This is a genomic window from Curtobacterium sp. RM9, assembly GCF_054956955.1.
In genome coordinates this window covers 3,175,412-3,198,235 of sequence record NZ_CM143271.1, presented here as the reverse complement: position 1 = coordinate 3,198,235, position 22,824 = coordinate 3,175,412, and the positions used below count along the sequence as shown (strand labels likewise).

Here is a 22,824-nt window from a genome sequence, read left to right as displayed (position 1 = left end):
AGTGGAACGATGACCGAGTCCGTCTACGACATCTCCGTGCCCGGGGACGAGCCCGTCGCGGGCTGGCACCCGGGGCGCCCGGGCAACGAGATCGGCGGCCGTCGTGCCGCGCGTCTCGCCGCAGCGGCCGCGCAGCAGCCCGTCTCGCCGACCGTGTCCCCGACGACCGAGCCGACGATCACCCCCGCGCCGGCATCGTCCGTGTACGACCTGTCCGACGACGTGGCGGCCTGGGCGGCGCCGGCCGGGCCGTCCGCTCCGCCCGCCTCGTCGGGCTCCTCGCCCGCACCGTCCGGACAGACCGTGGCGGCCGGGTCCTGGGGCGCGCCCGCCGGCGAGCCCGTCGCGGTGCCGGTGGCGCAGCCGCAGGCCGCGCCGGCGACGCCGCCCGCAGCCGTCCCGCCGTCGACCGCCTCGTACGGCTACGCGGAGCAGCCGACCGAGCACCTGCCGGTCGTGCACGCAGCCCCGGCCACGTTCCTCCCGGCCGCGCGCGCAGCGAGCACCTACGCGCCCGCACCCGACGGCCAGGCCGAGATCAACTTCACCCGCCACGCCCGCGAGGTCGCCGACCCCGACCTCATCACCGCGCTCGCACAGGTCGTGTACCAGGGCGCGTCGGACCTGCACCTCACCGCCGACGCCGCGCCGACCGTGCGCGTCGACGGCTCGCTCCGCCCCGCCGTCCCCGGTGGCCCCTGGGCGCGGAACAAGGTCATCGCCGCCCTGAAGACCCTCCTGAGCCCCGAGCAGGCCGGTCAGTTCGACCACGAGCAGGAGCTCGACTTCGCGTACTCGCTCTCGCCCGAGTTCCGCTTCCGCGTGAACTACTACCAGCAGCGCGGCAACTGGGGCGCGGCGTTCCGCATCATCCCGACCAAGATCAAGACGCTCAAGCAGCTCGGGATCCCCGAGTACGTCGGCGACTTCGCCAAGCTGCCGCGCGGTCTCGTGCTCGTCACCGGGCCGACCGGCTCCGGCAAGTCGACCACCCTCGCCGCCCTGATCGACCTCGTCAACGAGACCCGCGCCGACCACATCGTGACGGTCGAGGACCCGATCGAGTTCATGCACGAGCACAAGAAGGCGATCATCAACCAGCGCGAGGTCGGCGCGGACACGCACTCGTTCGCCGCCGCGCTCAAGCACGTGCTCCGCCAGGACCCCGACGTGATCCTCATCGGCGAGCTCCGCGACCTCGAGACCATCTCCGTCGCGCTCACCGCCGCGGAGACCGGGCACCTCGTGTTCGCGACCCTGCACACGCAGAGCGCGCCGGGGACGATCGACCGCGTCATCGACGTCTTCCCGCCGCACCAGCAGGGCCAGATCCGGACGCAGCTCGCGTCGACGCTCGAGGGCGTCGTCTGCCAGACGCTCGTACCGAAGGCGAACGGGGCCGGCCGCGTCGTCGCGACCGAGATCATGAAGACCACGCCGGCCATCGGCAACCTCGTGCGCGAGGGCAAGACCTACCAGATCACCTCCGCCATGCAGGCCGGGCGCGACATGGGCATGCACACGATGGACCAGGACCTCGCCGAGCTCGTCAACGTCGGCACCATCACCCGCAAGGCCGCGATGGAGAAGGTCCACGACCTCGAGGGCTTCGACCGCCTCGTGCAGCGCGTCGAGTCGCCGTCCGACTCGTCCGCCGCCGCCATCGCCGCGTCCGAGATCGACTTCGGCGACAAGTACTCGGGAGGCCACTGATGTCACTCGCCTTCGACTACCGCGGCCGCGACGGGGCCGGCAAGCTCGTCAAGGGGCGCCTCGACGCCGCGAGCGAGGGTGCGGTCGCGCAGCGCCTCAAGGGCATGGGGGTCTCGCCGATCGCGATCAGCGAGGCGAAGCCCGGCACCGGGCTGCAGACGGAGATCAAGATCCCCGGGTTCGAGAAGGGCGTCGGGCTCAAGGACCTCGCGATCATGTCGCGGCAGGCCTCGACGATGCTGTCCTCGGGGCTGTCGCTGCTCCGAGCGCTGTCGATCCTGGCGGACCAGACGGAGAACAAGAAGCTCAAAACCGTCCTCGGCAAGGTGCGGGACGACGTCGAGCGCGGTGTCTCGTTCTCGGACGCGGTCGCGCAGCACCCCGTGGAGTTCCCCCCGATCATGATCAACATGATCCGGGCGGGCGAGACCGGCGGCTTCCTCGACCAGGCCATGGACTCGATCGCGACGAACTTCGAGAAGGAGCACAAGCTCCGCTCGACGATCAAGTCGGCGATGACCTACCCGGTCGTCGTCCTCGTGATGTCACTCGTCGCGGTCGTCGTGATGCTCGTCTTCATCGTGCCGATCTTCCAGAAGATGTTCTCGTCGCTCGGCGGGCAGCTCCCGCTGCCGACGATGCTCCTCGTCTACGCCTCGCACGCGATGGTCTGGGTCGGCCCGATCCTGCTCGTCGCGATCGTGCTCGGCTGGCTCTGGTGGCGTGCCAACAAGAACACCGACCGGGTCCGCGGCTTCGTGGACCCCATCCGCCTCAAGCTGCCGGTGTTCGGTGAGCTGAGCAGGAAGATCGTGATTGCACGGTTCGCTCGGAACTTCTCGAACATGATCGGTGCCGGCGTCCCCATCCTGCAGGCACTGCAGATCGTCGGAGAAGTGTCGAACAACTTCGTCGTACAGAATGCGCTCGAACGCGTTGCGGAATCGGTTCGGAAAGGCCAGTCGATCGCCGAACCGCTCGGTTCCGAGAAAGTGTTCCCAGAAATGGTCTCGCAGATGGTCGCGGTCGGCGAGGACGCCGGTTCGCTCGAGATCATGCTCGAGAAGATCGCCGACTTCTACGACAACGAGGTCGAATCGACCACCGAAGCCTTGACCTCGCTCATCGAGCCGTTGCTCATCGCATTCCTCGGCGTGGTCGTGGGCGGCATGATCGTGGCGCTCTACCTGCCGATCTTCAAGATCACGTCGCTCATCCACTGACGTCCGGCGGTCGTGCCTCGGTCGGGGGTGGTTCGGCGGAAAGTGCCCCCGCTTCTGGGGGCATTTTCTTGTGCCCCGACCCCCCGTTCTCGGGATTATGCCCCGAAAGTGCCGTGCATACGCTTGACGACGGCGGCAGAGCACAGCCCCGAAACACTTTCCGATCATCATTTCCCGAAAGAGTGGAACACCATGTACGCAGCTCTCATGGGCAAGCTGAACGCTCGCCGCAAGGGTCTCCTCGAAGAGAACGACAAGGGCTTCACGCTCATCGAGCTCCTCGTCGTCGTCATCATCATCGGCATCCTCGCCGCGATCGCCATCCCGGTGTACCTGGGTGTGCAGAACAACGCGCGTGACTCGGGCGTGCAGAACGACGTCTCCAACTTCAAGACGGCCGTCGTGAGCACCTCGTCGCAGAACAGCAACAAGCTCCCGGACAGCGCGACGATCACCACCTCGGCTGGGGTCACGGCCGCGGCATCCACCGGTGGTCAGACCTGGTCTGACGCGGGTGTCACCTGGTCGGACGCCGAGAAGACGCTCACCTACACCAAGGGCACCACGGCCAACACCTTCTGCGTGCAGGGCGAGAGCACGACGGGCAAGAAGTTCGCAGCCACCGAGACCGCCGGCGTGAAGGCCGGCACCTGCTCGAGCGCCGGCGCCTTCGTCGCCGCGAGCTAGCAACTGATCGGAGGGGGCCGAGCGATCGGCCCCCTCCGTCGTACCCGACGACGTCAGGAGGTGGAACGATGCGCAGGATCCGGGAACGGCTGAGGACGTCCGACGAGGGCTTCACGCTCGTCGAGGTCATCATCGCGATCACCGTCTTCGGCATCATCATCGCCGGTGCCCTCGCGGGGGTCGTCGCCGTGATGGGCATCACCTCCGACAACTCCGCCCGCACCCAGGCCTCGAACCTCGCTGCGGGCGCCATCGACACGGCGCGCATCGACGCGCAGAACGACATCACCGGCATGGCCGGACAGACCACCCGGCCCGTGGTCGACGGCCGGACGTACACGGTCAAGCGGACGCTCGACTGGCAGTACACGGACGGCACGACGAACCGCTGTTCCGCCTCCGCGACCGGCGGTTCCGCCCAACTCCTCTTCCTCAACGTGCACATCACGGTGACGTGGCCCGGTATGGGGTCCGCTGCTCCCGTGAAGCAGGAGACGGTGTTCTCACCGTCGACGAAGATCAACGACCCGTCGCTCGGGACGATCCTGGTGCAGGTCCAGTCGATCACCGGCAGCGGCGGGGTCGGCGGCGTCCGTGCGGTCATCGCCCCGTCGACCGACGTCGCGGGCAACAAGGCCCAGGGACTCGCGACGCAGCCGGACGTGACGAACCCGGACGGCTGCACCGTCGCCATCAAGGTCATCCCGGGCACCTACACCGTGACCCTCTCTCCGCCCGCGGGACAGCAGTTCCGTGACCAGGACCAGGCCGCCGCGCCGACGAAGACCGTGGTCGTGAAGGAGGGGCAGTCCAGCGGCGCCTCGTTCAACTACGACCCAGCCATCGCCGTCGCGATGCAGTACGCGAGCAACGGCTCCGGAGCGCTGCTGCCGAACGACCTCGTCACGTCGTTCGTCAGCACGTACGGCACCTTCACCGCCGGTGGCACGGCCGCGACGCAGTACCTCAGCCCGATCGGTTCCGGCTACGTCGTCTACCCGGGCGTCTACAACTCGAACGCCACCAACGCGGACACCACGACGAACACGAAGAGCTGCCTGTCAACCGATCCGACGATGTGGCCGACCGCGGCCGACGGACGGGTCGGGAAGACCCCGACGCCGTCGGTGTCGCCGGACCAGCTCACAGCGAAGGTGCCGATGGGCCTCGTGACGGTCACGATCAACAAGAACGTCACCATCCTCACGGCGACGACCGCCAGCCCGGCCGGCGGCGACCCCGGGTGCCGCGTCGGGCAGACCTACGGGTTCACCCGGGCGGCGACCGGGACGTCGGGCACGATCGACGTCACGCTCGCGCTGCCGTACGGCACGTGGTCGATCACGAGTCAGACGTCCGCGAGCTCCTTCCCGGTCAACGTGACGGCGAAGGGCATCGTGGGCGTCATCCTGAACAGCGGTTCGGTCACGCTCGACCCTCGGGTGAAGCCGTGATCCGGCGCCTCCGCGGACTCGTCGCAGGCGAGCGCCGCGACGACGGGCTCACCCTCATCGAGCTGCTCGTGGCGATGGGGCTGTTCGCGGTGCTGCTCGCGATCGTCGGCGGCACCTTCTACTCGATCACGCGCGCGACGACCTTCGCGGCCGCCCGTGACCAGAACAGCCGGACGGCGTCGAACGCCCTCAACGAGATCGTCCGCAAGGTGCGGGCGGCGGCGGACAACCCGCGCGTCGGGGCGAGCGACAGCCCGGCCTTCCTGTCCGCGGGACAGTCGTCGATGCAGTTCACAACGCTCGTCGCGACGGGTCGCGATGCGACGCCACAGCAGGTGACCTTCACCGTCGGCGCGGACGGGGTGCTGACCGAGAAGGTCGTCCCCGGCAGCACGACCGACAACGCCTACTTCACGTTCACGACGGCCGGCACGACCTCCACCATCGCTTCCTCGATCGAGGTCCCCGCCAGCGGTGGCACCCCGGTCTTCCAGTACCTGACAGCCGACCGGGTCGCGCTCCCCCCGAACGCAGCGGGCTTCCTGACCACCGACCAGACGGGGCAGATCGCCTTCGTCACGGTCACCCTGCGGACGTCGTCGTCCGCGAGCACCCTGAAGAACGGCATCACCCTGCAGAACACGATCGGGCTGCCGAACCTCCTCGAACCGACGGGAGCCTCCACGTGATCCGGCAGCGGAAGTGGTTCCACCTCGACGCCCTCCGCGACGACCGTGGGATGGCCCTCGCGATCGCCGTGATCTTCGGCACCGTCGTGGTGTTCATGATCGCGACGGCGACCTCGGTCGCCGTCGCCGGCATCAAGAAGTCGTCGACCGACTCCGACTGGAACGCGGCGCTGAGCGCGGCGTACGCGGGGGTGCAGGACTACGAGGCGCGTCTCTCGAACGACACCGGCTACACCCAGTTCGGCAACCCGGCAGCGCCCTTCTCCGCGACGAGCGCGTCCGTGACGCTGCCGACCGGCGGCGCGGCGAACCCTGCCTTCGGCACGGGCACGGCGGGGACCTGGGCGACCGTCCCCGGCGGAGACGGGAAGTCGTTCTACCGCTACGAGGTCGACGCGTCGAAGTACTACGACACCGGGGTCGTGCGGCTCCGCGCGACCGGCAAGGTCGGCTCGGCGGTGCGCTCGGTGGTCGCGAGCATCCGCCAGCAGGGCTTCATCGACTTCCTCTACTTCACGGACTACGAGATCCAGGACCCGGTGATGAGCGGCGCCGACCCGAAGACGTGCGTGAAGCACGCCTGGGAGAACCGTCCCACCGCGAGCGGCAACCTCTGCGGGGAGATCGCGTTCAGCGGTGGCGACACGATCGACGGACCCGCGCACTCGAACGACACCATGCGGATCTGCCAAGCGACGTTCACGAGCCAGATCACGACGTCGAACCCGACGTCCGGCCTGCGGTACGCCAAGGTCGACTCGAACGGCTCGAGCTGCACCGGGCAGCGCTTCCCGACGGGCATCACGCAGCCGGCCTTCACCTCGACGATCGGCATGCCGTCCACCAACGCGCAGCAGAAGGTCGCGACGCAGTACAACACCCCGGCGACCGCCACGCGGAGCCCCGGCTGCCTCTACACCGGGCCGACGGACATCACCTTCAACGCCGACGGCACGATGACCGTGCTGTCGCCGCGGTCGCTGTTCACACAGACCGACGCCACGAACGTCGCGAACGGGCGGAACACCGCGGACTGCGGGATGCCCGGGACGGGCCCGGGTCAGCTCGGCTCGGCGGGCGGTGCCACGGTCAAGGTGCCGGCAAACAACCTGGTCTACGTGCAGAACGTCCCGCAGTCCGGCGACGCGAACGCCGTCTCGACGTCGAAGTTGGCCGACCAGTGCAACGTGACGACCGGCACGGGCAACGGTGTGGGCTACCCGCGTGCGGGCGAGAAGCAGCTCAGCACCTCGCCGTGCAGCTACGGCACGCGATCGGGAGACGCCTTCGTGCACGGTGTGCTCGACGGGCAGGTGACCGTCGCGGCCGAGAACTACCTCTACGTCACCGGTGACCTCACCTACGCAGACCGCGGGTCGGACATGCTCGGCCTCACCGCGACCAACGCGGTCATGATCTGGAACCCGATCAAGGCCGTCGGGTGTGGATACAACAGCACGTGCTACGTCTCGATGCTCGGCGACACCGACCGCGAGGTCGACGCCGCGATCATCTCCGCCGCGCACACCTTCCAGGTACAGAACTCCGGGTACGGCGGAGACCGAGGGACCCTGACCATCTACGGCGCGATCGCCCAGAAGTTCCGCGGCATCGTCCGACAGGGGTCGAACGGGTACGTCAAGGCCTACGCCTACGACGCACGCCTGAAGCACTCGGCGCCGCCGAGCTTCCTCAACCCGGTCACCACGACCTACGGCGTGACGACCATGGCCGAGGTCTCACCGGCGTACACGACGGCCGGCGACTGCGTGAAGAAGGCCGGGGTGTGCGTGTGATCGCCGTGCAGCAGGTCGCCGTCGCGGTGACGGGTCTCGCCGGCGTGTTCGGCCTCCTCATCGGCTCGTTCCTCAACGTCGTCGTGTACCGCGTCCCGGCGGGGCTCTCCGTCGTCCGTCCGGCGAGCGCCTGCCCGCAGTGCGGTCACGCGATCCGCGGGATCGACAACGTGCCGGTCCTCTCCTGGCTCGTCCTGCGGGGCGCGTGCCGAGACTGCGGCTCCCGCATCTCGGCTCGGTACCCGCTGGTGGAGGCCGCCACCGCGGCGCTCTTCGCCCTCGTCGCGGCCGTCGTGGTCGCCCGTGCGGTCGTCACCGGCACGTCGGTCGTCCCGACAGCCGGGGTACTCGTCGCGCTCCTGTACCTCATGGCCATCACCGTCGCCCTGGCGCTGATCGACCTCGACACGCACCGGCTCCCGGACCGCATCGTGCTGCCCGCCTACGCCGTCCTGGCACTCCTGCTCACGGCGACCTCAGCGGCGACCGGGGACTGGTGGGCACTGCTGCGCGCGGTGGTCGGCATGGCCGTGCTCTTCGTGGTGTACCTCGGCCTCGCACTCGCAGTGCCCGGTGGCATGGGCCTCGGTGACGTGAAGCTGGCCGGTGTGCTCGGCCTCGTCCTCGCGTACCTCGGATGGGGACCCCTCGCAGTGGGAGCTTTCGGCGGGTTCGCGCTCGGAGCTATCTTCGCGATCGGGCTCATCGCCACCGGTCGTGCTCGACGCGGCAGCGGGATCCCGTTCGGCCCGTGGATGCTCGCCGGAGCCTGGCTCGGCATCCTCGGCGGCGACCCGATCTGGCACGCCTACACCGGCCTCATTGGCCTCACCTGAGCAACAGAGGAAGCGAACACCATGACGAGCAACGTCGTCGGCATCGACATCGGCAGCGACTCCGTGCGCGCCGTCGAGGTCGCGCACGCGCGGAAGGGCGCCCCCTCGATCGAGCGCATCGCGGAGGTGCCGCTCCCCGAGGGCTCCACCCAGCGCGGCGAAGTGCTCGAGACGAACACGATCGCCGGGGTCCTCCGCCAGTTGTGGGCGATCGGCCGCTTCAAGACCAAGGACGTCGCGCTCGGCATGGGCAACCAGCGGGTGCTCTCCCGTGACCTGACCGTACCCCGGGCACCGCTGGCCCAGATCCGGGAGTCGCTGCCCTTCCAGGTGCAGGACCTGCTGCCGGTCCCGGTCGGCGATGCGATCCTCGACTTCTACCCCACCGGCGAGGGCGTCGGCGAAGCAGGCCCCGTGGTCCACGGCCTGCTCGTCGCCGCGGTCAAGGACGCTGTCCTGGCCAACGTCCGTGCCGTGCAGCTCGCCGGCCTGAACCCGGTCGGCGTCGACCTCATCCCGTTCGCCCTCAGCCGGGTGCTCACGCCGCAGGGGTCGGCCGCCGGGACCGTCGCCCTCGTCGAGGTCGGCGGCAACACCAGCACGGTCGTCATCAGCATCGACGGGGTCCCCAACTTCGTGCGGATCATCCCGACGGGCGGGGATGAGATGACGAAGCAGATCGCCGTGCGCCTCGAGATCCCCCACGAGCAGGCCGAGACCGTGAAGCGGTACATCGGCATGGGCGCCCGTGCGCAGACACCGGACGACCAGCGCGCCGCGGCCGTCGTCCGCGAGGCGGCCCACGAACTCATCGCGAGCATCCGCAACACCCTGAACTACTTCACCAACACCAAGGGCGAGGGGCAGCCGGTGGGACGGATCGTGCTCGCCGGCGCCGGCAGCGCACTCGACGGCTTCCGCGAGGCCCTCGGCGACGCGACCGGTGCCCCGATCGACTTCGGCGACGCCTTCGTCGGAGCCCGTCGAGCTCGCGGCGTCGAGGCAAGCGTGTTCGAACAGCGCGGGGCGTCCCTCGCGGTCGCCTGGGGGCTCGCAGCAGGAGGACGAGCAGCATGACGGAGACACTCACGAAGCCTGCGAGGGCGGGTCGTGGCGGGATGAAGCGCTCGGCTGGCGCGACCGGCGCGAGCACCGTCCCGAAGGCCCCCGGCAAGGGAGCGCTCGTCGTGGGCGGCATCCCGCGCGCCGACCTCCTCCCCGCCGAGGTGCTCGTCGACCGCCGGCAGCGTGCCACGGTCCGTCGGGCGTGGTTCGGGGTCGCCGTGGTCGGGGCGATCGTCGCGCTCGGCGTGGGCGCCTCGACGTTGGACAGCATGTCCTCAGCCCGGGAGCTCCGGAACGCGCAGGACGAAGGCACGACGCTGCTCCAGCAGCAGGGGCAGTACGCGTCCGTGCGTGACCTCGAGTCCCGGACCGCGCTGGCCGAAGCGGCCCAGAAGGTCGGCGGTTCGACGGAGATCGACTGGAGCGCCTACCTCACGAACGTGCAGGGCTCGCTGCCCACGGGGGTGTCGATCATCGGCGTCACGGTCGACTCGGCGTCCCCTCTCGAGAACTACGACCAGCCGACGACGCCGCTGCAGGGCGCCCGTGTCGCGACCCTCTCCTTCGAGGCGGACAGTCCGACGCTCCCCTCGATCCCGGACTGGCTCGATCGCGTGCGCGACCTCGACGGGTTCGTCGACGCCAACGCCAACTCGGTGACCCTCGACACGAGCTCCGGGCACTACACGGTCAACATGACCATGCACATCGACGACCGCGCGTTCGACGGCAAGTACACGGAGCAGAAGCGATGACCAGGAACCGACTGCACCTCGTGATCGCGCTCGCGATCGGCGTGGTGCTGCTCGCCGGCGGATTCTTCCTCGGTGTCCAGCCGCAGCTCGCATCGGCCTCGGCGAACCGCGAGCAGCAGCGCACGATCGACGCCACGAACGACGGGTACCGCACGGAGCTCGCGCGACTCGCAGCCCAGTCCGCGAAGCTCCCCGCGATGCAGCGGGAGGCGGATGCCCTCGCGACCTCGATCCCGTCCTCGGCGGACACCGCGTCGTTCTACAAGGAGGTCGACCGCGTTGCGGCGGCAGCGGGCGTGACGGTCGGCGGCATCACGACCTCGTGGGCCGCCGCGTACACGCCGCCCGAGGCCGCCGCCCCTGCGGCAGCAGCGTCGACCGAGCCCGCCACCGGCGCGTCCGGTGCGGCGACGCCCGCACCGACGGCGTCTGCCACGCCCTCCGCCCCGGCCGCCGCCACTCCGGCGACGGACGCGCAGATCACCGCCTCGAACTTCTCCACGATCGCGATCAGCATCGGCGTGACCGGGTCGTTCGAGCAGGCGCTCGCGTTCACGTCCGGCATGCAGGACGGCGACCGGCTGTTCCTCGTCGACGACATCAAGTCGACGCGCGATGACACTGCCGCTGACGACGCGACACCGGCCGATGGTGCGGCTGCCACGGCCGGCTCGGGCTCGACGACCTGGACGCTGTCCGGGTACATCTACGTCCTGTCCGACGCTGCGGCGGCACAGGCCTCGCAGGGGTCGGGACCGGCTTCGACCGCCCCCACCACCCCCGCCACGAGCACCTCCGCCCAGGGCTGACCGGACCCCCACGAAGTGGGTGTGCCGCGCCACGCCGCCCCCGCTTCCGCGTCGCCCGGCGCTGTGCCTACGATGCTCCCGACGCCACGCTCGTGGCTGCTCACCACCCCCTCCGACGACCGGCACGAACCGGGCGTCGATCGTCGTGCCCGGAGTCGCGCGTGTTGAACGGAATCGTGGAGTTCCTCGGCTGGTTCGGAGCCGTAACTGTCCTGGCTGGTTACATCTTGTTCTCGACCGGCAGGCTCCCGAACGGCCCGGTGTACCAGTCGTTCAACCTCGTCGGCGGCGTGGCGGTCGCGATCAACGTCGCGGCGCACCACGCGATCCCGTCCACGATCGTGAACGGCATCTGGGCGATCGTCGCGGTCGTCGTCCTCGTCAAGATGGCCCGTGCCCGTCGCAGGGCCGCGCGGGGCCTCCCGGTCGCCGTCGAGGAACCCACACGCTCCGTCGAGCCGCCGGCGACGACCGCGGTGCTGCCGGTCGTGGGGCCCGCGCTGCGCGACCACGAGACCGACGCACCCGCCGAGACGGACGCGGCCCCGCGCCTCCAGACCGCCGCGACGCACGCGACCGCCGAGGCGGACGCCGCCCCGACCGCTGCCGCCCCGATGACGGAGTCCCTCCCGGTCATCACGGCGACCATCGCGCTGGCCCTGGTGGCCGCGGCGCGGGAGCATGCCGACGCCGAGCAGCGAGACCACGCGGACGCCGAGCACCAGGACCGCGCGGACGGCGAGCCCGCCGACGCCGAGCACACGGACGCGCTCGCACCGTCCCGGCCTCACCACGCGGACTCCGCCACCGCCTGACCCGCCCGGCGATACGATCGCCTCATGTCCCGCTGGTTGCTCGCGACGATGACGTCCGTGCTCTTCGTGGCGCTCGTGATCGCCGTGACCGGGTTCGAGGCGCTCCTCGCGGACGTCGAGCCGATCAGCCAGCCCGACGCCACGCCGTACCTGGGGCCTGCCATGGTCGTGGCCGCCGCGGTCGTGGTGTTCCTCGCGACCGTCACCGGCGCCCGTGAGGGCAACCCCGGCGTCACGGCCCTCGTCGCCGCGGCCGCGGTGTACCTCGTGATGCTCGGCGTCGGCGCGGTCGGCTACGCCCTCGTCCGGGGCGACGCGACCGAGCTGCTCGTGTTCCCCGCGGGTTCGGCACTGGGGCCGTTCGTGGTGAGCTCGGTGGTCGTGGCGCTCCTCAGTGTCATCGGCGCGATCGCCGTGGCCAGGCACCAGGCGCGCGGGGCGGCGGCCGCCGGTCCGACGAGTCCCGCCCCGCCCACGGGCCCGACCCGCACGGCCGGCTCCACGGGCACGTCCTCGGCGTCCGGGACGCACGGCCGCGGCCCGGGTGAGGACGGGGCCCGGCGGTAGGATCGGCGGGCACGTACCAGCACGACGGGGGACCGATGACCGACCAGCAGCCGGCCGACGAGCACCGTGACGGGTGGGGGTCCGTCCCGGACGTCACCTCGATCAGCGGCACGCACGAGCCCGCCGCGGTAGCGACCGGGCCGCGCTCCCGCCGGAGGCTGCGGCGCCGCACGCTCGTCGGACTGGTCGCCGGCGGGGCCGCGCTGGTGCTGCTCCTCGTCGGCGGTGTGGTCGCCTGGTCGGTCGGCTCGGCCACGCACGCCGCCGACCGTCCGGTCCGTGCCTTCCTCGACGACCTCACGGCCGGACACGTGGACGACGCCCTCGACGCCGCGGGGATCGAGCACGGCAAGGACGACCTGCTCCTGACCGACGCGGGGTACGCCGCCGCGACGGGCCGCGTGACCGGGTACCGCATCGCCGCGACCCGCACGGACGGCGACACCGCGACGGTGACCGCCTACCTCCGGCAGGACGGCCGCGACGTCTCCTCGACCTTCACGCTCGACCGCACGGGGTCGGACTGGGGCGTCCTGCCCGTGTGGGAGCTCGAGCCGCCGACCCTCGGCAGCGTCGACGTCGCCGTCCGCGGCCCGGCCTCCGCGGCGGTCACGGTGGGCGGACGTGCGGCCACGAGCACGACGGACGGTTCGCTGCGCCTGCGCGCGCTGCCCGGCACCTACGCCGTCGCCCTCGACGGCGGCAAGTGGTACGCGGCCGAGCCGACGACGGCGACGGTCACCGGGTTCGGCGGGACGTCCTCGAGTCCGGTGCAGCTCACCGCGGCGCTGACCGCAGCGGGGCAGCAGGCCGCGAAGGCCGCCGTGGACGCGTGGGTGGACGGGTGCATCGCCTCCTCCGACGCGGCCCCGGCGGGATGCAGCTTCTATGCCTACGGCGAGGACCCGGCGTACACGTACACGAACCAGAAGTGGACGCTGCAGTCCCGGCCGACGGTGACCGTCGGTGCCTGGCTGTCGGACGGCTGGTCGGTGACGACGACCACCGCGGGTCGGGCGACGTTCACGGCGGACATCTCCGGTCCCGGCGGGGTCGGGACCGCGTCGGCCGGTCCGATGAACGTGAACGCGAGCGGCACGATCACCGGGTTCACCGACCGTGGAGCGACGTTCCGGTCGGCGATCGGCAACGGATCCAGCGACACCGGTTCCTGACGGCGGCCCCCGACCGGTCCACCGACCTGGAGGCGCGGTGCCCGCCCGCCTCGCAGGCGACCGTGTGCGGGCCGGTCGCCGTCGGCGCGGCGCGCCACGCGTCGCGCCCCGCGCGCAGCGGGACCGCCCGCCTGGGCGCGTTCGCTCAGGGCGGTCGGGACGAGCCTCCAGGGCGACGCGCCCGGATTGATTTCGCCCCGTCACGGAGGTAGTCTCTTTCGGGTGTGCGCCCACGGGCGCGCCCGAAACCCGGTGCGGCCGATTGCCTCGCCGGGCATCCGTCCCCCATCGAACCCCCGCCGTCAGGCGGTGGTCAGCGTGGGACGAGGAAGCCGGCGGAACGCGCCGGCCGGAGAGCACGAGCGAAGAACCAGGAGAACAGTTGCCTACTATCCAGCAGCTCGTTCGCAAGGGTCGGTCGCCGAAGGTCACCAAGACCAAGGCACCCGCCCTCAAGGCGAACCCCCAGCAGCGTGGTGTGTGCACCCGCGTCTACACCACCACCCCCAAGAAGCCGAACTCGGCACTGCGCAAGGTCGCTCGTGTCAAGCTCTCGAACGGCACCGAGGTCACGGCCTACATCCCCGGTGAGGGCCACAACCTCCAGGAGCACTCGATGGTGCTCGTCCGCGGCGGTCGTGTGAAGGACCTGCCCGGTGTCCGCTACAAGATCATCCGCGGTGCGCTCGACACGCAGGCCGTGAAGAACCGTAAGCAGGCACGTAGCCGCTACGGCGCGAAGAAGGGTTGAGTCAATGCCTCGTAAGGGTCCCGCTCCCAAGCGTCCCGTCGTCGCAGACCCGGTCTACGGCGCGCCGATCGTCTCGCAGCTCGTGAACAAGATCCTGCTGGACGGCAAGAAGGGCCTCGCCGAGCGCATCGTCTACGGTGCACTCGAGGGCGTCTCCGCCAAGAACCAGCAGGATGCGGTCGCGACGCTCAAGAAGGCGCTCGACAACGTCCGTCCGACCCTCGAGGTCCGCAGCCGCCGCGTCGGTGGCTCGACCTACCAGGTCCCCGTCGAGGTCAAGCCGCACCGCGCGAACACCCTCGCGCTCCGCTGGCTGACCTCGTACGCCAAGGCCCGCCGCGAGAAGACGATGACCGAGCGTCTCATGAACGAGATCCTCGACGCGTCGAACGGTCTCGGTGCCGCGGTCAAGCGCCGTGAGGACACGCACAAGATGGCCGAGTCGAACAAGGCCTTCGCCCACTACCGCTGGTAATTCCGGCTGGTAGTCCCGGTACCGTCCGGGCGTCGGCGGTCATGAACCCCGGCGCCCGGACGGACGCCAACCTCTCCTACAACTCTTCCGGAGGAACCCTGTGGCACAGGACGTGCTCACCGACCTGAACAAGGTCCGCAACATCGGCATCATGGCGCACATCGATGCCGGCAAGACCACGACGACCGAGCGCATCCTGTTCTACACGGGCATCACGCACAAGATCGGTGAGGTCCACGACGGCGCCGCGACGATGGACTGGATGGCGCAGGAGCAGGAGCGCGGCATCACGATCACGTCGGCCGCGACGACCTGCTTCTGGGACAACAACCAGATCAACATCATCGACACCCCCGGTCACGTGGACTTCACGGTCGAGGTGGAGCGTTCGCTCCGCGTCCTCGACGGTGCGGTCGCCGTCTTCGACGGCAAGGAGGGCGTCGAGCCCCAGTCCGAGACGGTGTGGCGCCAGGCGGACAAGTACGACGTCCCGCGCATCTGCTTCGTCAACAAGATGGACAAGCTCGGTGCCGACTTCTACTTCACCGTCGACACCATCATCAACCGCCTGGGTGCGGAGCCGCTCGTGCTCCAGCTCCCGATCGGCGCTGAGAACGACTTCGTCGGCATCATCGACCTGATCGAGATGCACGCCAAGGTCTGGCCCGGCGACGCCAAGGGCGACGTGACCATGGGCGCCCAGTACGAGGTCCAGGAGATCCCCGCTGACCTCCAGGCCCGTGCCGAGGAGTACCGCGCCAAGCTGATCGAGCGCGTCGCCGAGACCGACGACGCCCTGCTCGAGAAGTTCTTCGGCGGCGAGGAGCTCACCAAGGACGAGATCAAGGGCGCGATCCGCAAGCTCACGATCGCTTCCGAGGTCTACCCCGTCCTCTGTGGCTCGGCCTTCAAGAACCGCGGCGTCCAGCCGATGCTCGACGCGGTCATCGACTACCTCCCGTCCCCGCTCGACGTGCCGCCGATGATCGGCCACGACGTCAAGGACGAGGAGAAGGAGATCATCCGCAAGCCCGACGCGTCGGAGCCGTTCTCGGCCCTGGCGTTCAAGGTCGCGGTGCACCCCTTCTTCGGTCGCCTCACCTACGTCCGCGTGTACTCCGGCTCGATCGAGTCCGGTGCACAGGTCATCAACTCGACCAAGGGCAAGAAGGAGCGCATCGGCAAGATCTTCCAGATGCACTCCAACAAGGAGAACCCGGTCGACAACGTGACCGCCGGCCACATCTACGCGGTCATCGGCCTCAAGGACACCACCACCGGTGACACCCTGTGCGACCCGACCAACCAGGTCGTCCTCGAGTCGATGACGTTCCCGGAGCCGGTCATCGAGGTCGCCATCGAGCCGAACACGAAGGCCGACCAGGAGAAGCTCTCCACGGCCATCCAGAAGCTCGCTGAAGAGGACCCGACGTTCCGCGTCGAGCTCAACGCCGAGACCGGTCAGACGACGATCAAGGGCATGGGCGAGCTCCACCTCGACATCCTCGTCGACCGCATGAAGCGCGAGTTCAAGGTCGAGGCCAGCGTCGGCAAGCCCCAGGTGGCCTACCGCGAGACGCTGACCAAGGTCGTCGAGCGCTACGACTACACGCACAAGAAGCAGACCGGTGGTTCCGGCCAGTTCGCGAAGGTGCAGATCGCCCTCGAGCCGATGGAAGTCACGGCCGAGAAGGTCTACGAGTTCGAGAACGCCGTCACCGGTGGTCGCGTCCCGCGTGAGTACATCCCGTCGGTCGACGCCGGTATCCAGGACGCCATGCAGGTCGGCATCCTCGCCGGGTACCCGACCGTCGGCGTGAAGGCCATCCTCAAGGACGGCGCGGCGCACGACGTCGACTCGTCCGAGATGGCGTTCAAGATCGCCGGTTCCATCGCCTACAAGGAGGCCGCCCGCAAGGCCGGCCCCGCCATCCTCGAGCCGATCATGGCCGTCGAGGTGCGTACTCCGGAGGAGTACATGGGCGACGTGATCGGTGACCTCAACTCCCGTCGTGGCCAGATCGCCTCGATGGAGGACGCCTCGGGCGTCAAGGTGGTCCGCGCGAGCGTGCCGCTGTCCGAGATGTTCGGCTACGTCGGGGACCTGCGGTCCAAGACCTCTGGTCGTGCGGTCTACTCGATGACCTTCGAGACCTACAGCCAGGTCCCGGCCAAGGTCGCCGAGGAGATCATCGCGAAGAACAGCGGAGAGTAACGCTCCGGCGTTCTCCCCACAGGCGGGGGTGCCCGGCGACGGGCCCCTCGCCACCAAGTACAGTTAGACACACACCCTGCACGCCAACGGTCTCGACCGGGGGCATGCTCTCCGAGTCCTGAGGAGGACCCACAGTGGCCAAGGCCAAGTTCGAGCGGACCAAGCCGCACGTCAACATCGGAACCATCGGTCACGTCGACCACGGCAAGACCACGCTCACGGCGGCGATCACCAAGGTTCTGCACGACCAGTACCCGGACCTCAACGAGGCCCGTGACTTCGCACAGATCGACAGCGCTCCCGAGGAGCGCGACCGCGGCATCACGATCAACATCTCCCACGTCGAGTACCAGACCGAGAAGCGCCACTACGCGCACGTCGACGCTCCTGGTCACGCTGACTACGTGAAGAACATGATCACCGGTGCGGCGCAGATGGACGGCGCGATCCTCGTGGTCGCCGCCACCGACGGCCCGATGCCCCAGACGCGTGAGCACGTGCTGCTCGCCCGCCAGGTCGGCGTCCCCTACATCGTCGTCGCGCTGAACAAGTCCGACATGGTGGACGACGAGGAGATCCTGGAGCTCGTCGAGCTCGAGGTCCGTGAGCTCCTCGGCTCGCAGGAGTTCGACGAGGACGCCCCCGTCGTGCAGGTCTCGGCGCTCAAGGCGCTCGAGGGCGACGAGAAGTGGGTCAAGTCCGTCCAGGACCTCATGTCCGCCGTCGACGAGAGCGTTCCGGACCCGGTGCGCGCCACCGACCAGCCGTTCCTGATGCCGATCGAGGACGTCTTCACGATCACCGGTCGTGGCACGGTCGTCACCGGCCGTGTCGAGCGTGGCACGCTCGACCTGAACTCCGAGGTCGAGATCGTCGGCATCCGCCCGACGCAGAAGACCACGGTCACGGGCATCGAGATGTTCCGCAAGCTGCTCGACAAGGCCGAGGCTGGTGACAACACCGGTCTGCTCATCCGTGGCCTCAAGCGCGAGGACGTGGAGCGCGGCCAGGTCGTCGTGAAGCCGGGTTCGGTCACGCCGCACACCGAGTTCAAGGCGAACGCGTACATCCTGACGAAGGAAGAGGGCGGGCGTCACAACCCGTTCTACGCGAACTACCGCCCGCAGTTCTACTTCCGCACCACGGACGTCACCGGCGTCATCACGCTGCCCGAGGGCACCGAGATGGTCATGCCCGGCGACACCGTGTCGATGGCCGTCGAGCTGATCCAGCCGATCGCCATGGAGGCCGGCCTCCGTTTCGCCATCCGTGAGGGTGGTCGTACGGTCGGCGCCGGTACGGTCGAGGAGATCGTCAAGTAACTCCGGTTACCTGCGTCAGCGGGGTCGGACCTTCGGGTCCGGCCCCGCTTCTGCGTTCCCATGACGAGCGCGACGGCCCGGTCCTGCCGCCCGTCCCTGGTCGTGTCCCAGGCGGGGGCGAGTTGCATCGTCGACGTGACACGTCTCCGCCGCTCTGCGACCAACGGTCGCGGCTACCACCGCGTCCGGAGTGGCCGCGGGTACTCATACCGCGACCCGGACGGCGCCACCGTCACCGAGCCCGAGGTGCGCCAGCGACTCGACGAGCTCGTCATCCCACCGGCGTGGGACGACGTGTGGATCTCGCCGTACGAGAACGGGCACATCCTCGCGACCGGCATCGACGGAGCGGGGCGCCGTCAGTACATGTACCACCCGGGCTGGCGCGAGCGGATGGACAAGATCAAGTACGACCGTGCACTCGCCCTCGCCGAGTCCCTGCCCGCCGCGCGTCGGATGGTGACGCAGGACCTCCGACGGCCTGAGCCGGACCGCCGCCGAGCGCTCGCAGCCGCGTTCCGCATGCTCGACCAGGGGTCGCTCCGGGTCGGATCGGAGCGGTACGCGACCGAGCACGGCAGCCGCGGACTGTCGACGCTGCTCTGCGCGCACGCACACGTCTCCGGTGACGACATCGAGCTCGACTTCCCGGGCAAGAGCGGGCAGGAATGGTCGTCCACGATCCACGACGCCGACCTCGCGAAGGTCATCGCGGGCATGAAGCGGCGGGGGCCGAACGCCCGGCTGCTCTCGTTCCGCGAACGTCGCGGTGCCGAGTGGGAGCCCCTGGCGGCAGAGGACATCAACGAGTACGTGAAGGAGCGCGCGGGGGACGAGTTCACCGCGAAGGACTTCCGGACGCTGCACGGCACGGTCGCGGCGGCCGTCGACCTCGCCAAGACCGGCCCGTTGTCGTCCCAGGCCAAGCGGAAGAAGGCCGTCTCGCACGCCGTGAAGGCCGCCAGCGAGGAGCTCGGCAACACCCCGACCGTGTGTCGACAGAGCTACATCGACCCGCGCCTGCTCGATGCCTACGACCACGGCGAGACGATCGACCCGGACCGGCTGCACGCCGCTGAGTCCGAGGTCCGCGCGCTGCTGTACCGCCAGTGACCACGCAGCACGCGGCGATGACGTACGGTTGGTCCTCGTGCCCGACCACCCCCACCCGGGCACGGAAGGACCCTCACCAGTCGTGACCGACGAGTGCATCCACGGTTTCCCCACCGAACTCTGCGACATCTGCGCCCCCCGCCAGCGCGAGGCGCCGGCAGCTCCCACCCCGGCCCCGCGCCGGACCCGCATCACCACCTCCCTCCGCAGCACCCCGGGCCCCGTCGGCTCGTCGTCCTCGCTCCGCTCCCCGGCGGCGCCCGAGCTGCCCGAACCGCGTGACTTCGGTGCCCTCCGAGCCCACCACGCCACCCACGTCGACAACCTCGCGGCGATCGTCGCCGAGGGTGCGATCCTCGCCGCCGACACCGCCACTCCCGCGGTCGACGTGGCCTCCACGGCGACCCGTGCCGCCCGCGCCGAAGCCACAGCGCCGGACGGCGGGCCTGTGTCCGGACACGTCCCCTTCACCCTCTCGCCCGACGCCACCCGTTGGGACGAGCTGCGCCGCGGTGCCGAGGGTGAACGCTGGTCCGACGCCGCGCGCCGCACCCGGGCCACCGAGTACGTCGTGCTCGTGGTCCCCGTGTCGGCGTTCGGCGCGTCCGTGATCGTGGCGGACCAGGACGCCGAGGCCGAGGACGTCCGCTTCGCCGTCGGTCCCGAGGCCGCGACGAACCTGATCCGGCGGACGGACTTCACCGATCCGGAGATGCACGGCCTCGAGCTGCTCGCCGGGCCGCGTGTGCCGTTCACCTCGGTCGCGGTCGTCGGCGTGCCGAACGACCGGGTCCGCCAGCAGGTCAAGTCGCTGCTCGCCGAGCACCGCGGACACGCACCCCGGGTCGCGGTCTTCCCGCCGTGGTTCGTGCCCCCGGTGACCGACGCCGAGTAGCCGCCGAGCACCCGTCAGCGCACCCGCCCGACCACGTCGGGAGGGTGCGCTGTCGTGTCGGGGGCGATCCGCGCCTCCAGGCCGCCGATCCCCGCCGTTCCGGGGGAGTGGGCCGGTCCCGACACGCCGAGGGATCGCGACACGCCCGGGTTGCACGGAACGCCGTGCCTGTGCGAGACTTGTCCGGTTCCGAAATCCCGCGGGCGTTCGCGCGCGCAGGATCACTGCTCTGGCAGTGCACAACCCCTCCGTTCAGCGGAGCTGGGTTGGGCCGCAGGCAGCAGAACACGATCGAGTCCCTCGTGAGCGCCTGGCCACAGCTGTGTCCGGGTGCGGGGGAAGCGACATGCCCACGCTGGACGGCCACGGTCGCCCTGCGCGGTTGACAGGAGAACAGCGGTCATCCCCCGTGGATGCGGCCGGTTGGTTCAGGAAAACAGCCAAGCCCTGCAGGAATGCACGGTGACGGCGGCGTCAGGCGGCCCGAGGGTGCGCGGCGCAGAGAGGACAGAGAGACACATGGCGGGACAGAAGATCCGCATCCGGCTCAAGTCGTACGACCACGAGGTCATCGACACGTCGGCCCGGAAGATCGTCGACACGGTGACCCGTGCCGGTGCGACCGTGGTCGGCCCGGTGCCGCTCCCCACCGAGAAGAACGTGGTCACCGTGATCCGTTCTCCCCACAAGTACAAGGACTCGCGCGAGCACTTCGAGAAGCGCACGCACAAGCGGGTCATCGACATCGTCGACCCGACGCCGAAGGCCGTCGACTCGCTCATGCGACTCGACCTCCCGGCAGACGTCAACATCGAGATCAAGCTGTAAGGGGGCTGGACTGATGGCGAACTCAACCAAGACCGTCAAGGGCCTCCTCGGCAAGAAGCTCGGGATGACCCAGGTGTGGGACGAGAACAACAAGTTCATCCCCGTCACCGTGATCGAGGTCGGCCCGAACGTGGTCACCCAGATCCGCAACGTCGAGCGCGACGGCTACGAGGCGATCCAGATCGCCGCCGGTGCGATCGACCCGCGCAAGGTCAACAAGCCGGCCGCTGGCCACTTCGAGGCTGCTGGTGTGACCCCGCGTCGCACCCTCACCGAGATCCGCACGAACGACTCCGCCGAGTACTCGCTCGGCCAGGAGCTCACCGTCGACACCTTCGAGGCCGGCCAGAAGGTCGACGTCGTCGGGACGTCGAAGGGCAAGGGCTTCGCCGGTGTCATGAAGCGCCACGGCTTCGCCGGTGTGTCCGCTTCGCACGGTGCGCACCGCAACCACCGCAAGCCCGGCTCGATCGGTGCTTCGTCGACCCCGTCGCGCGTCTTCAAGGGCATGCGCATGGCCGGTCGGATGGGTGGCGAGCGCGTGACCGTCCTCAACCTCACGGTGCACGCCGTCGACGCCGAGAAGGGTCTGCTGCTCGTCAAGGGCGCCGTCCCCGGTGCTCGTGGCCGCTCCGTCTTCGTCCGCACCGCCGTGAAGGGTAAGTGATCATGGCCACCGAGACCGCAACCACGATCGACGTCCTCGACGCGACCGGAGCCGTCGCCGGCAGCATCGAGCTGCCCGCCGAGCTCTTCGACGTCGAGACGAACGTCCCGCTGATCCACCAGGTCGTCACCGCGCAGCTCGCCGCCGCGCGTCAGGGCACCCACAAGACCAAGAACCGCGGCGAGGTCCGCGGTGCTGGTCGCAAGCCGTTCAAGCAGAAGGGCACCGGCCGTTCCCGTCAGGGTTCGGTCCGCGCTCCGGAGCACACCGGCGGTGGCGTCGTCCACGGACCGACCCCGCGCGACTACTCGCAGCGCACCCCGAAGAAGATGATCGCCGCGGCTCTGCTCGGCTCGCTCTCGGACCGCGCCCGCGGTGGCCGCATCTCCGCTGTGGAGTCCTTCGTCACGGCCGAGGTGCCCTCGACGAAGACCGCTCGCACGCTCATCGAGAAGGTCGCGCCCGTCAAGAACGTGCTCGTCGTGCTCGAGTCGGACGACGAGCTCACGCTCAAGTCGATCCGCAACCTGCCGGGTGTCCACGCGCTCTCGTACGGCCAGCTCAACGCCTACGACGTGCTCAAGTCCGACGCCCTCGTCTTCAGCAAGAGCGCACTCGACGCCTTCATCGCGTCGAAGACCGCGAAGGAGATCTCCGCATGAGCGGCTTCAACAAGGACCCGCGCGACATCATCATCTCGCCGGTCGTCTCGGAGAAGAGCTACGGCCTGATCGACCAGGGCAAGTACACGTTCATCGTGGACCCCCGCTCGAACAAGACCGAGATCAAGCTCGCCATCGAGAAGATCTTCGACGTCAAGGTCGCGAGCATCAACACGCTGAACCGCCCGGGCAAGACCCGTCGCACCAAGTTCGGCATGGGCAAGCGCAAGGACACCAAGCGCGCCATCGTGACGCTCAAGTCCGGTTCGATCGACATCTTCACGGCTGTCGGCTGAGGACCAGAGGGATAAA

The 22,824-nt window shown here is 69.5% G+C and carries 23 protein-coding genes; all 23 read left to right on the top strand.

The window, feature by feature from the left end:
• Positions 1–9: 9 nt before the first annotated feature.
• The 23 genes from ACY3FI_RS15210 (at position 10) to rplW (ending at position 22,808) form a co-directional block, all read left to right on the top strand.
• Positions 10–1,713 (top strand): type IV pilus twitching motility protein PilT, encoded by a 1,704-nt coding sequence (locus tag ACY3FI_RS15210; protein WP_462548436.1) that lies wholly within the window; start codon positions 10–12, stop codon positions 1,711–1,713.
• Positions 1,713–2,936 (top strand): type II secretion system F family protein, encoded by a 1,224-nt coding sequence (locus tag ACY3FI_RS15205; protein ID WP_462548435.1) that lies wholly within the window; start codon positions 1,713–1,715, stop codon positions 2,934–2,936. Before ACY3FI_RS15210 ends, ACY3FI_RS15205 begins: the two co-directional genes overlap by 1 nt.
• Positions 2,937–3,128: 192 nt before the next feature.
• Positions 3,129–3,623 carry a prepilin-type N-terminal cleavage/methylation domain-containing protein gene (locus tag ACY3FI_RS15200; RefSeq protein ID WP_462548434.1) on the top strand — a complete coding sequence of 165 codons (495 nt, stop codon included), beginning with the start codon at positions 3,129–3,131 and terminating at the stop codon, positions 3,621–3,623.
• A gap of 68 nt (positions 3,624–3,691) precedes the next feature.
• Complete coding sequence (locus tag ACY3FI_RS15195) at positions 3,692–5,077, top strand: type IV pilus modification PilV family protein (protein ID WP_462548433.1); 1,386 nt, start codon at positions 3,692–3,694, stop codon at positions 5,075–5,077.
• Positions 5,074–5,766: a PulJ/GspJ family protein gene (locus ACY3FI_RS15190; protein ID WP_462548432.1), complete on the top strand. Its 693-nt coding sequence runs from the start codon at positions 5,074–5,076 to the stop codon at positions 5,764–5,766. The genes ACY3FI_RS15195 and ACY3FI_RS15190 overlap by 4 nt, the downstream gene beginning before the upstream one ends.
• Entirely contained in the window at positions 5,763–7,562 is a 1,800-nt protein-coding gene (locus ACY3FI_RS15185; protein ID WP_462548431.1) for a hypothetical protein, read from the top strand. The genes ACY3FI_RS15190 and ACY3FI_RS15185 overlap by 4 nt, the downstream gene beginning before the upstream one ends.
• Positions 7,553–8,398, top strand: a complete 846-nt coding sequence (locus ACY3FI_RS15180) for a prepilin peptidase (RefSeq protein ID WP_462548430.1) — start codon at positions 7,553–7,555, stop codon at positions 8,396–8,398. The genes ACY3FI_RS15185 and ACY3FI_RS15180 overlap by 10 nt, the downstream gene beginning before the upstream one ends.
• Positions 8,399–8,419: 21 nt before the next feature.
• Positions 8,420–9,475 (top strand): type IV pilus assembly protein PilM, encoded by a 1,056-nt coding sequence (gene pilM, locus ACY3FI_RS15175; RefSeq protein ID WP_462548429.1) that lies wholly within the window; start codon positions 8,420–8,422, stop codon positions 9,473–9,475.
• Positions 9,472–10,218, top strand: coding sequence for a PilN family protein (locus ACY3FI_RS15170; RefSeq protein ID WP_462548428.1), 747 nt, complete (start codon positions 9,472–9,474; stop codon positions 10,216–10,218). Before pilM ends, ACY3FI_RS15170 begins: the two co-directional genes overlap by 4 nt.
• Complete coding sequence (locus ACY3FI_RS15165; protein WP_462548427.1) at positions 10,215–11,027, top strand: hypothetical protein; 813 nt, start codon at positions 10,215–10,217, stop codon at positions 11,025–11,027. The genes ACY3FI_RS15170 and ACY3FI_RS15165 overlap by 4 nt, the downstream gene beginning before the upstream one ends.
• A gap of 164 nt (positions 11,028–11,191) precedes the next feature.
• Positions 11,192–11,842 (top strand): CBU_0592 family membrane protein, encoded by a 651-nt coding sequence (locus ACY3FI_RS15160; protein WP_462548426.1) that lies wholly within the window; start codon positions 11,192–11,194, stop codon positions 11,840–11,842.
• Between the two features lie 24 nt (positions 11,843–11,866).
• Entirely contained in the window at positions 11,867–12,409 is a 543-nt protein-coding gene (locus ACY3FI_RS15155) for a DUF6121 family protein (RefSeq protein WP_462548425.1), read from the top strand.
• A 35-nt stretch (positions 12,410–12,444) separates the two neighbouring features.
• Positions 12,445–13,584, top strand: coding sequence for a hypothetical protein (locus ACY3FI_RS15150; protein WP_462548424.1), 1,140 nt, complete (start codon positions 12,445–12,447; stop codon positions 13,582–13,584).
• A 382-nt stretch (positions 13,585–13,966) separates the two neighbouring features.
• Positions 13,967–14,335 (top strand): 30S ribosomal protein S12, encoded by a 369-nt coding sequence (gene rpsL / locus ACY3FI_RS15145; protein WP_071292552.1) that lies wholly within the window; start codon positions 13,967–13,969, stop codon positions 14,333–14,335.
• 4 nt (positions 14,336–14,339) lie between these two features.
• A complete protein-coding gene (rpsG, locus tag ACY3FI_RS15140; RefSeq protein WP_022903294.1) occupies positions 14,340–14,810 on the top strand; it encodes a 30S ribosomal protein S7 in 471 nt (156 codons plus the stop codon).
• 100 nt (positions 14,811–14,910) lie between these two features.
• A complete protein-coding gene (gene fusA / locus ACY3FI_RS15135; protein WP_462548423.1) occupies positions 14,911–17,025 on the top strand; it encodes an elongation factor G in 2,115 nt (704 codons plus the stop codon).
• A gap of 134 nt (positions 17,026–17,159) precedes the next feature.
• Positions 17,160–18,347, top strand: a complete 1,188-nt coding sequence (gene tuf, locus ACY3FI_RS15130) for an elongation factor Tu (RefSeq protein ID WP_462548422.1) — start codon at positions 17,160–17,162, stop codon at positions 18,345–18,347.
• 135 nt (positions 18,348–18,482) lie between these two features.
• Positions 18,483–19,460 carry a DNA topoisomerase IB gene (locus tag ACY3FI_RS15125; RefSeq protein ID WP_462548421.1) on the top strand — a complete coding sequence of 326 codons (978 nt, stop codon included), beginning with the start codon at positions 18,483–18,485 and terminating at the stop codon, positions 19,458–19,460.
• Between the two features lie 82 nt (positions 19,461–19,542).
• A complete protein-coding gene (locus ACY3FI_RS15120) occupies positions 19,543–20,355 on the top strand; it encodes a DarT ssDNA thymidine ADP-ribosyltransferase family protein (protein ID WP_462548420.1) in 813 nt (270 codons plus the stop codon).
• A gap of 519 nt (positions 20,356–20,874) precedes the next feature.
• Positions 20,875–21,183, top strand: a complete 309-nt coding sequence (rpsJ, locus tag ACY3FI_RS15115) for a 30S ribosomal protein S10 (protein WP_022903286.1) — start codon at positions 20,875–20,877, stop codon at positions 21,181–21,183.
• Positions 21,184–21,196: 13 nt separating this feature from the next.
• On the top strand, positions 21,197–21,850 hold the full coding sequence (gene rplC, locus ACY3FI_RS15110; RefSeq protein WP_022906340.1) for a 50S ribosomal protein L3: 654 nt from the start codon (positions 21,197–21,199) through the stop codon (positions 21,848–21,850).
• Positions 21,851–21,852: 2 nt separating this feature from the next.
• Entirely contained in the window at positions 21,853–22,512 is a 660-nt protein-coding gene (rplD, locus tag ACY3FI_RS15105; protein ID WP_462548419.1) for a 50S ribosomal protein L4, read from the top strand.
• Positions 22,509–22,808 carry a 50S ribosomal protein L23 gene (rplW, locus tag ACY3FI_RS15100; RefSeq protein ID WP_065960036.1) on the top strand — a complete coding sequence of 100 codons (300 nt, stop codon included), beginning with the start codon at positions 22,509–22,511 and terminating at the stop codon, positions 22,806–22,808. The genes rplD and rplW overlap by 4 nt, the downstream gene beginning before the upstream one ends.
• The last annotated feature ends 16 nt before the right edge of the window (positions 22,809–22,824 follow it).

Bases quoted from the DNA above. Each gene is read 5' to 3' on its own strand.
- ACY3FI_RS15195 (WP_462548433.1), top strand. From the start codon at position 3,692: ATGCGCAGGATCCGGGAACGGCTGAGGACGTCCGACGAGGGCTTCACG.
- rplW (WP_065960036.1), top strand. From the start codon at position 22,509: ATGAGCGGCTTCAACAAGGACCCGCGCGACATCATCATCTCGCCGGTC.
- ACY3FI_RS15155 (WP_462548425.1), top strand. From the start codon at position 11,867: ATGTCCCGCTGGTTGCTCGCGACGATGACGTCCGTGCTCTTCGTGGCG.
- ACY3FI_RS15200 (WP_462548434.1), top strand. From the start codon at position 3,129: ATGTACGCAGCTCTCATGGGCAAGCTGAACGCTCGCCGCAAGGGTCTC.
- rplC (WP_022906340.1), top strand. From the start codon at position 21,197: ATGGCGAACTCAACCAAGACCGTCAAGGGCCTCCTCGGCAAGAAGCTC.
- ACY3FI_RS15205 (WP_462548435.1), top strand. From the start codon at position 1,713: ATGTCACTCGCCTTCGACTACCGCGGCCGCGACGGGGCCGGCAAGCTC.
- ACY3FI_RS15150 (WP_462548424.1), top strand. From the start codon at position 12,445: ATGACCGACCAGCAGCCGGCCGACGAGCACCGTGACGGGTGGGGGTCC.
- rpsG (WP_022903294.1), top strand. From the start codon at position 14,340: ATGCCTCGTAAGGGTCCCGCTCCCAAGCGTCCCGTCGTCGCAGACCCG.
- pilM (WP_462548429.1), top strand. From the start codon at position 8,420: ATGACGAGCAACGTCGTCGGCATCGACATCGGCAGCGACTCCGTGCGC.
- ACY3FI_RS15210 (WP_462548436.1), top strand. From the start codon at position 10: ATGACCGAGTCCGTCTACGACATCTCCGTGCCCGGGGACGAGCCCGTC.
- rpsJ (WP_022903286.1), top strand. From the start codon at position 20,875: ATGGCGGGACAGAAGATCCGCATCCGGCTCAAGTCGTACGACCACGAG.
- ACY3FI_RS15165 (WP_462548427.1), top strand. From the start codon at position 10,215: ATGACCAGGAACCGACTGCACCTCGTGATCGCGCTCGCGATCGGCGTG.
- rplD (WP_462548419.1), top strand. From the start codon at position 21,853: ATGGCCACCGAGACCGCAACCACGATCGACGTCCTCGACGCGACCGGA.
- ACY3FI_RS15170 (WP_462548428.1), top strand. From the start codon at position 9,472: ATGACGGAGACACTCACGAAGCCTGCGAGGGCGGGTCGTGGCGGGATG.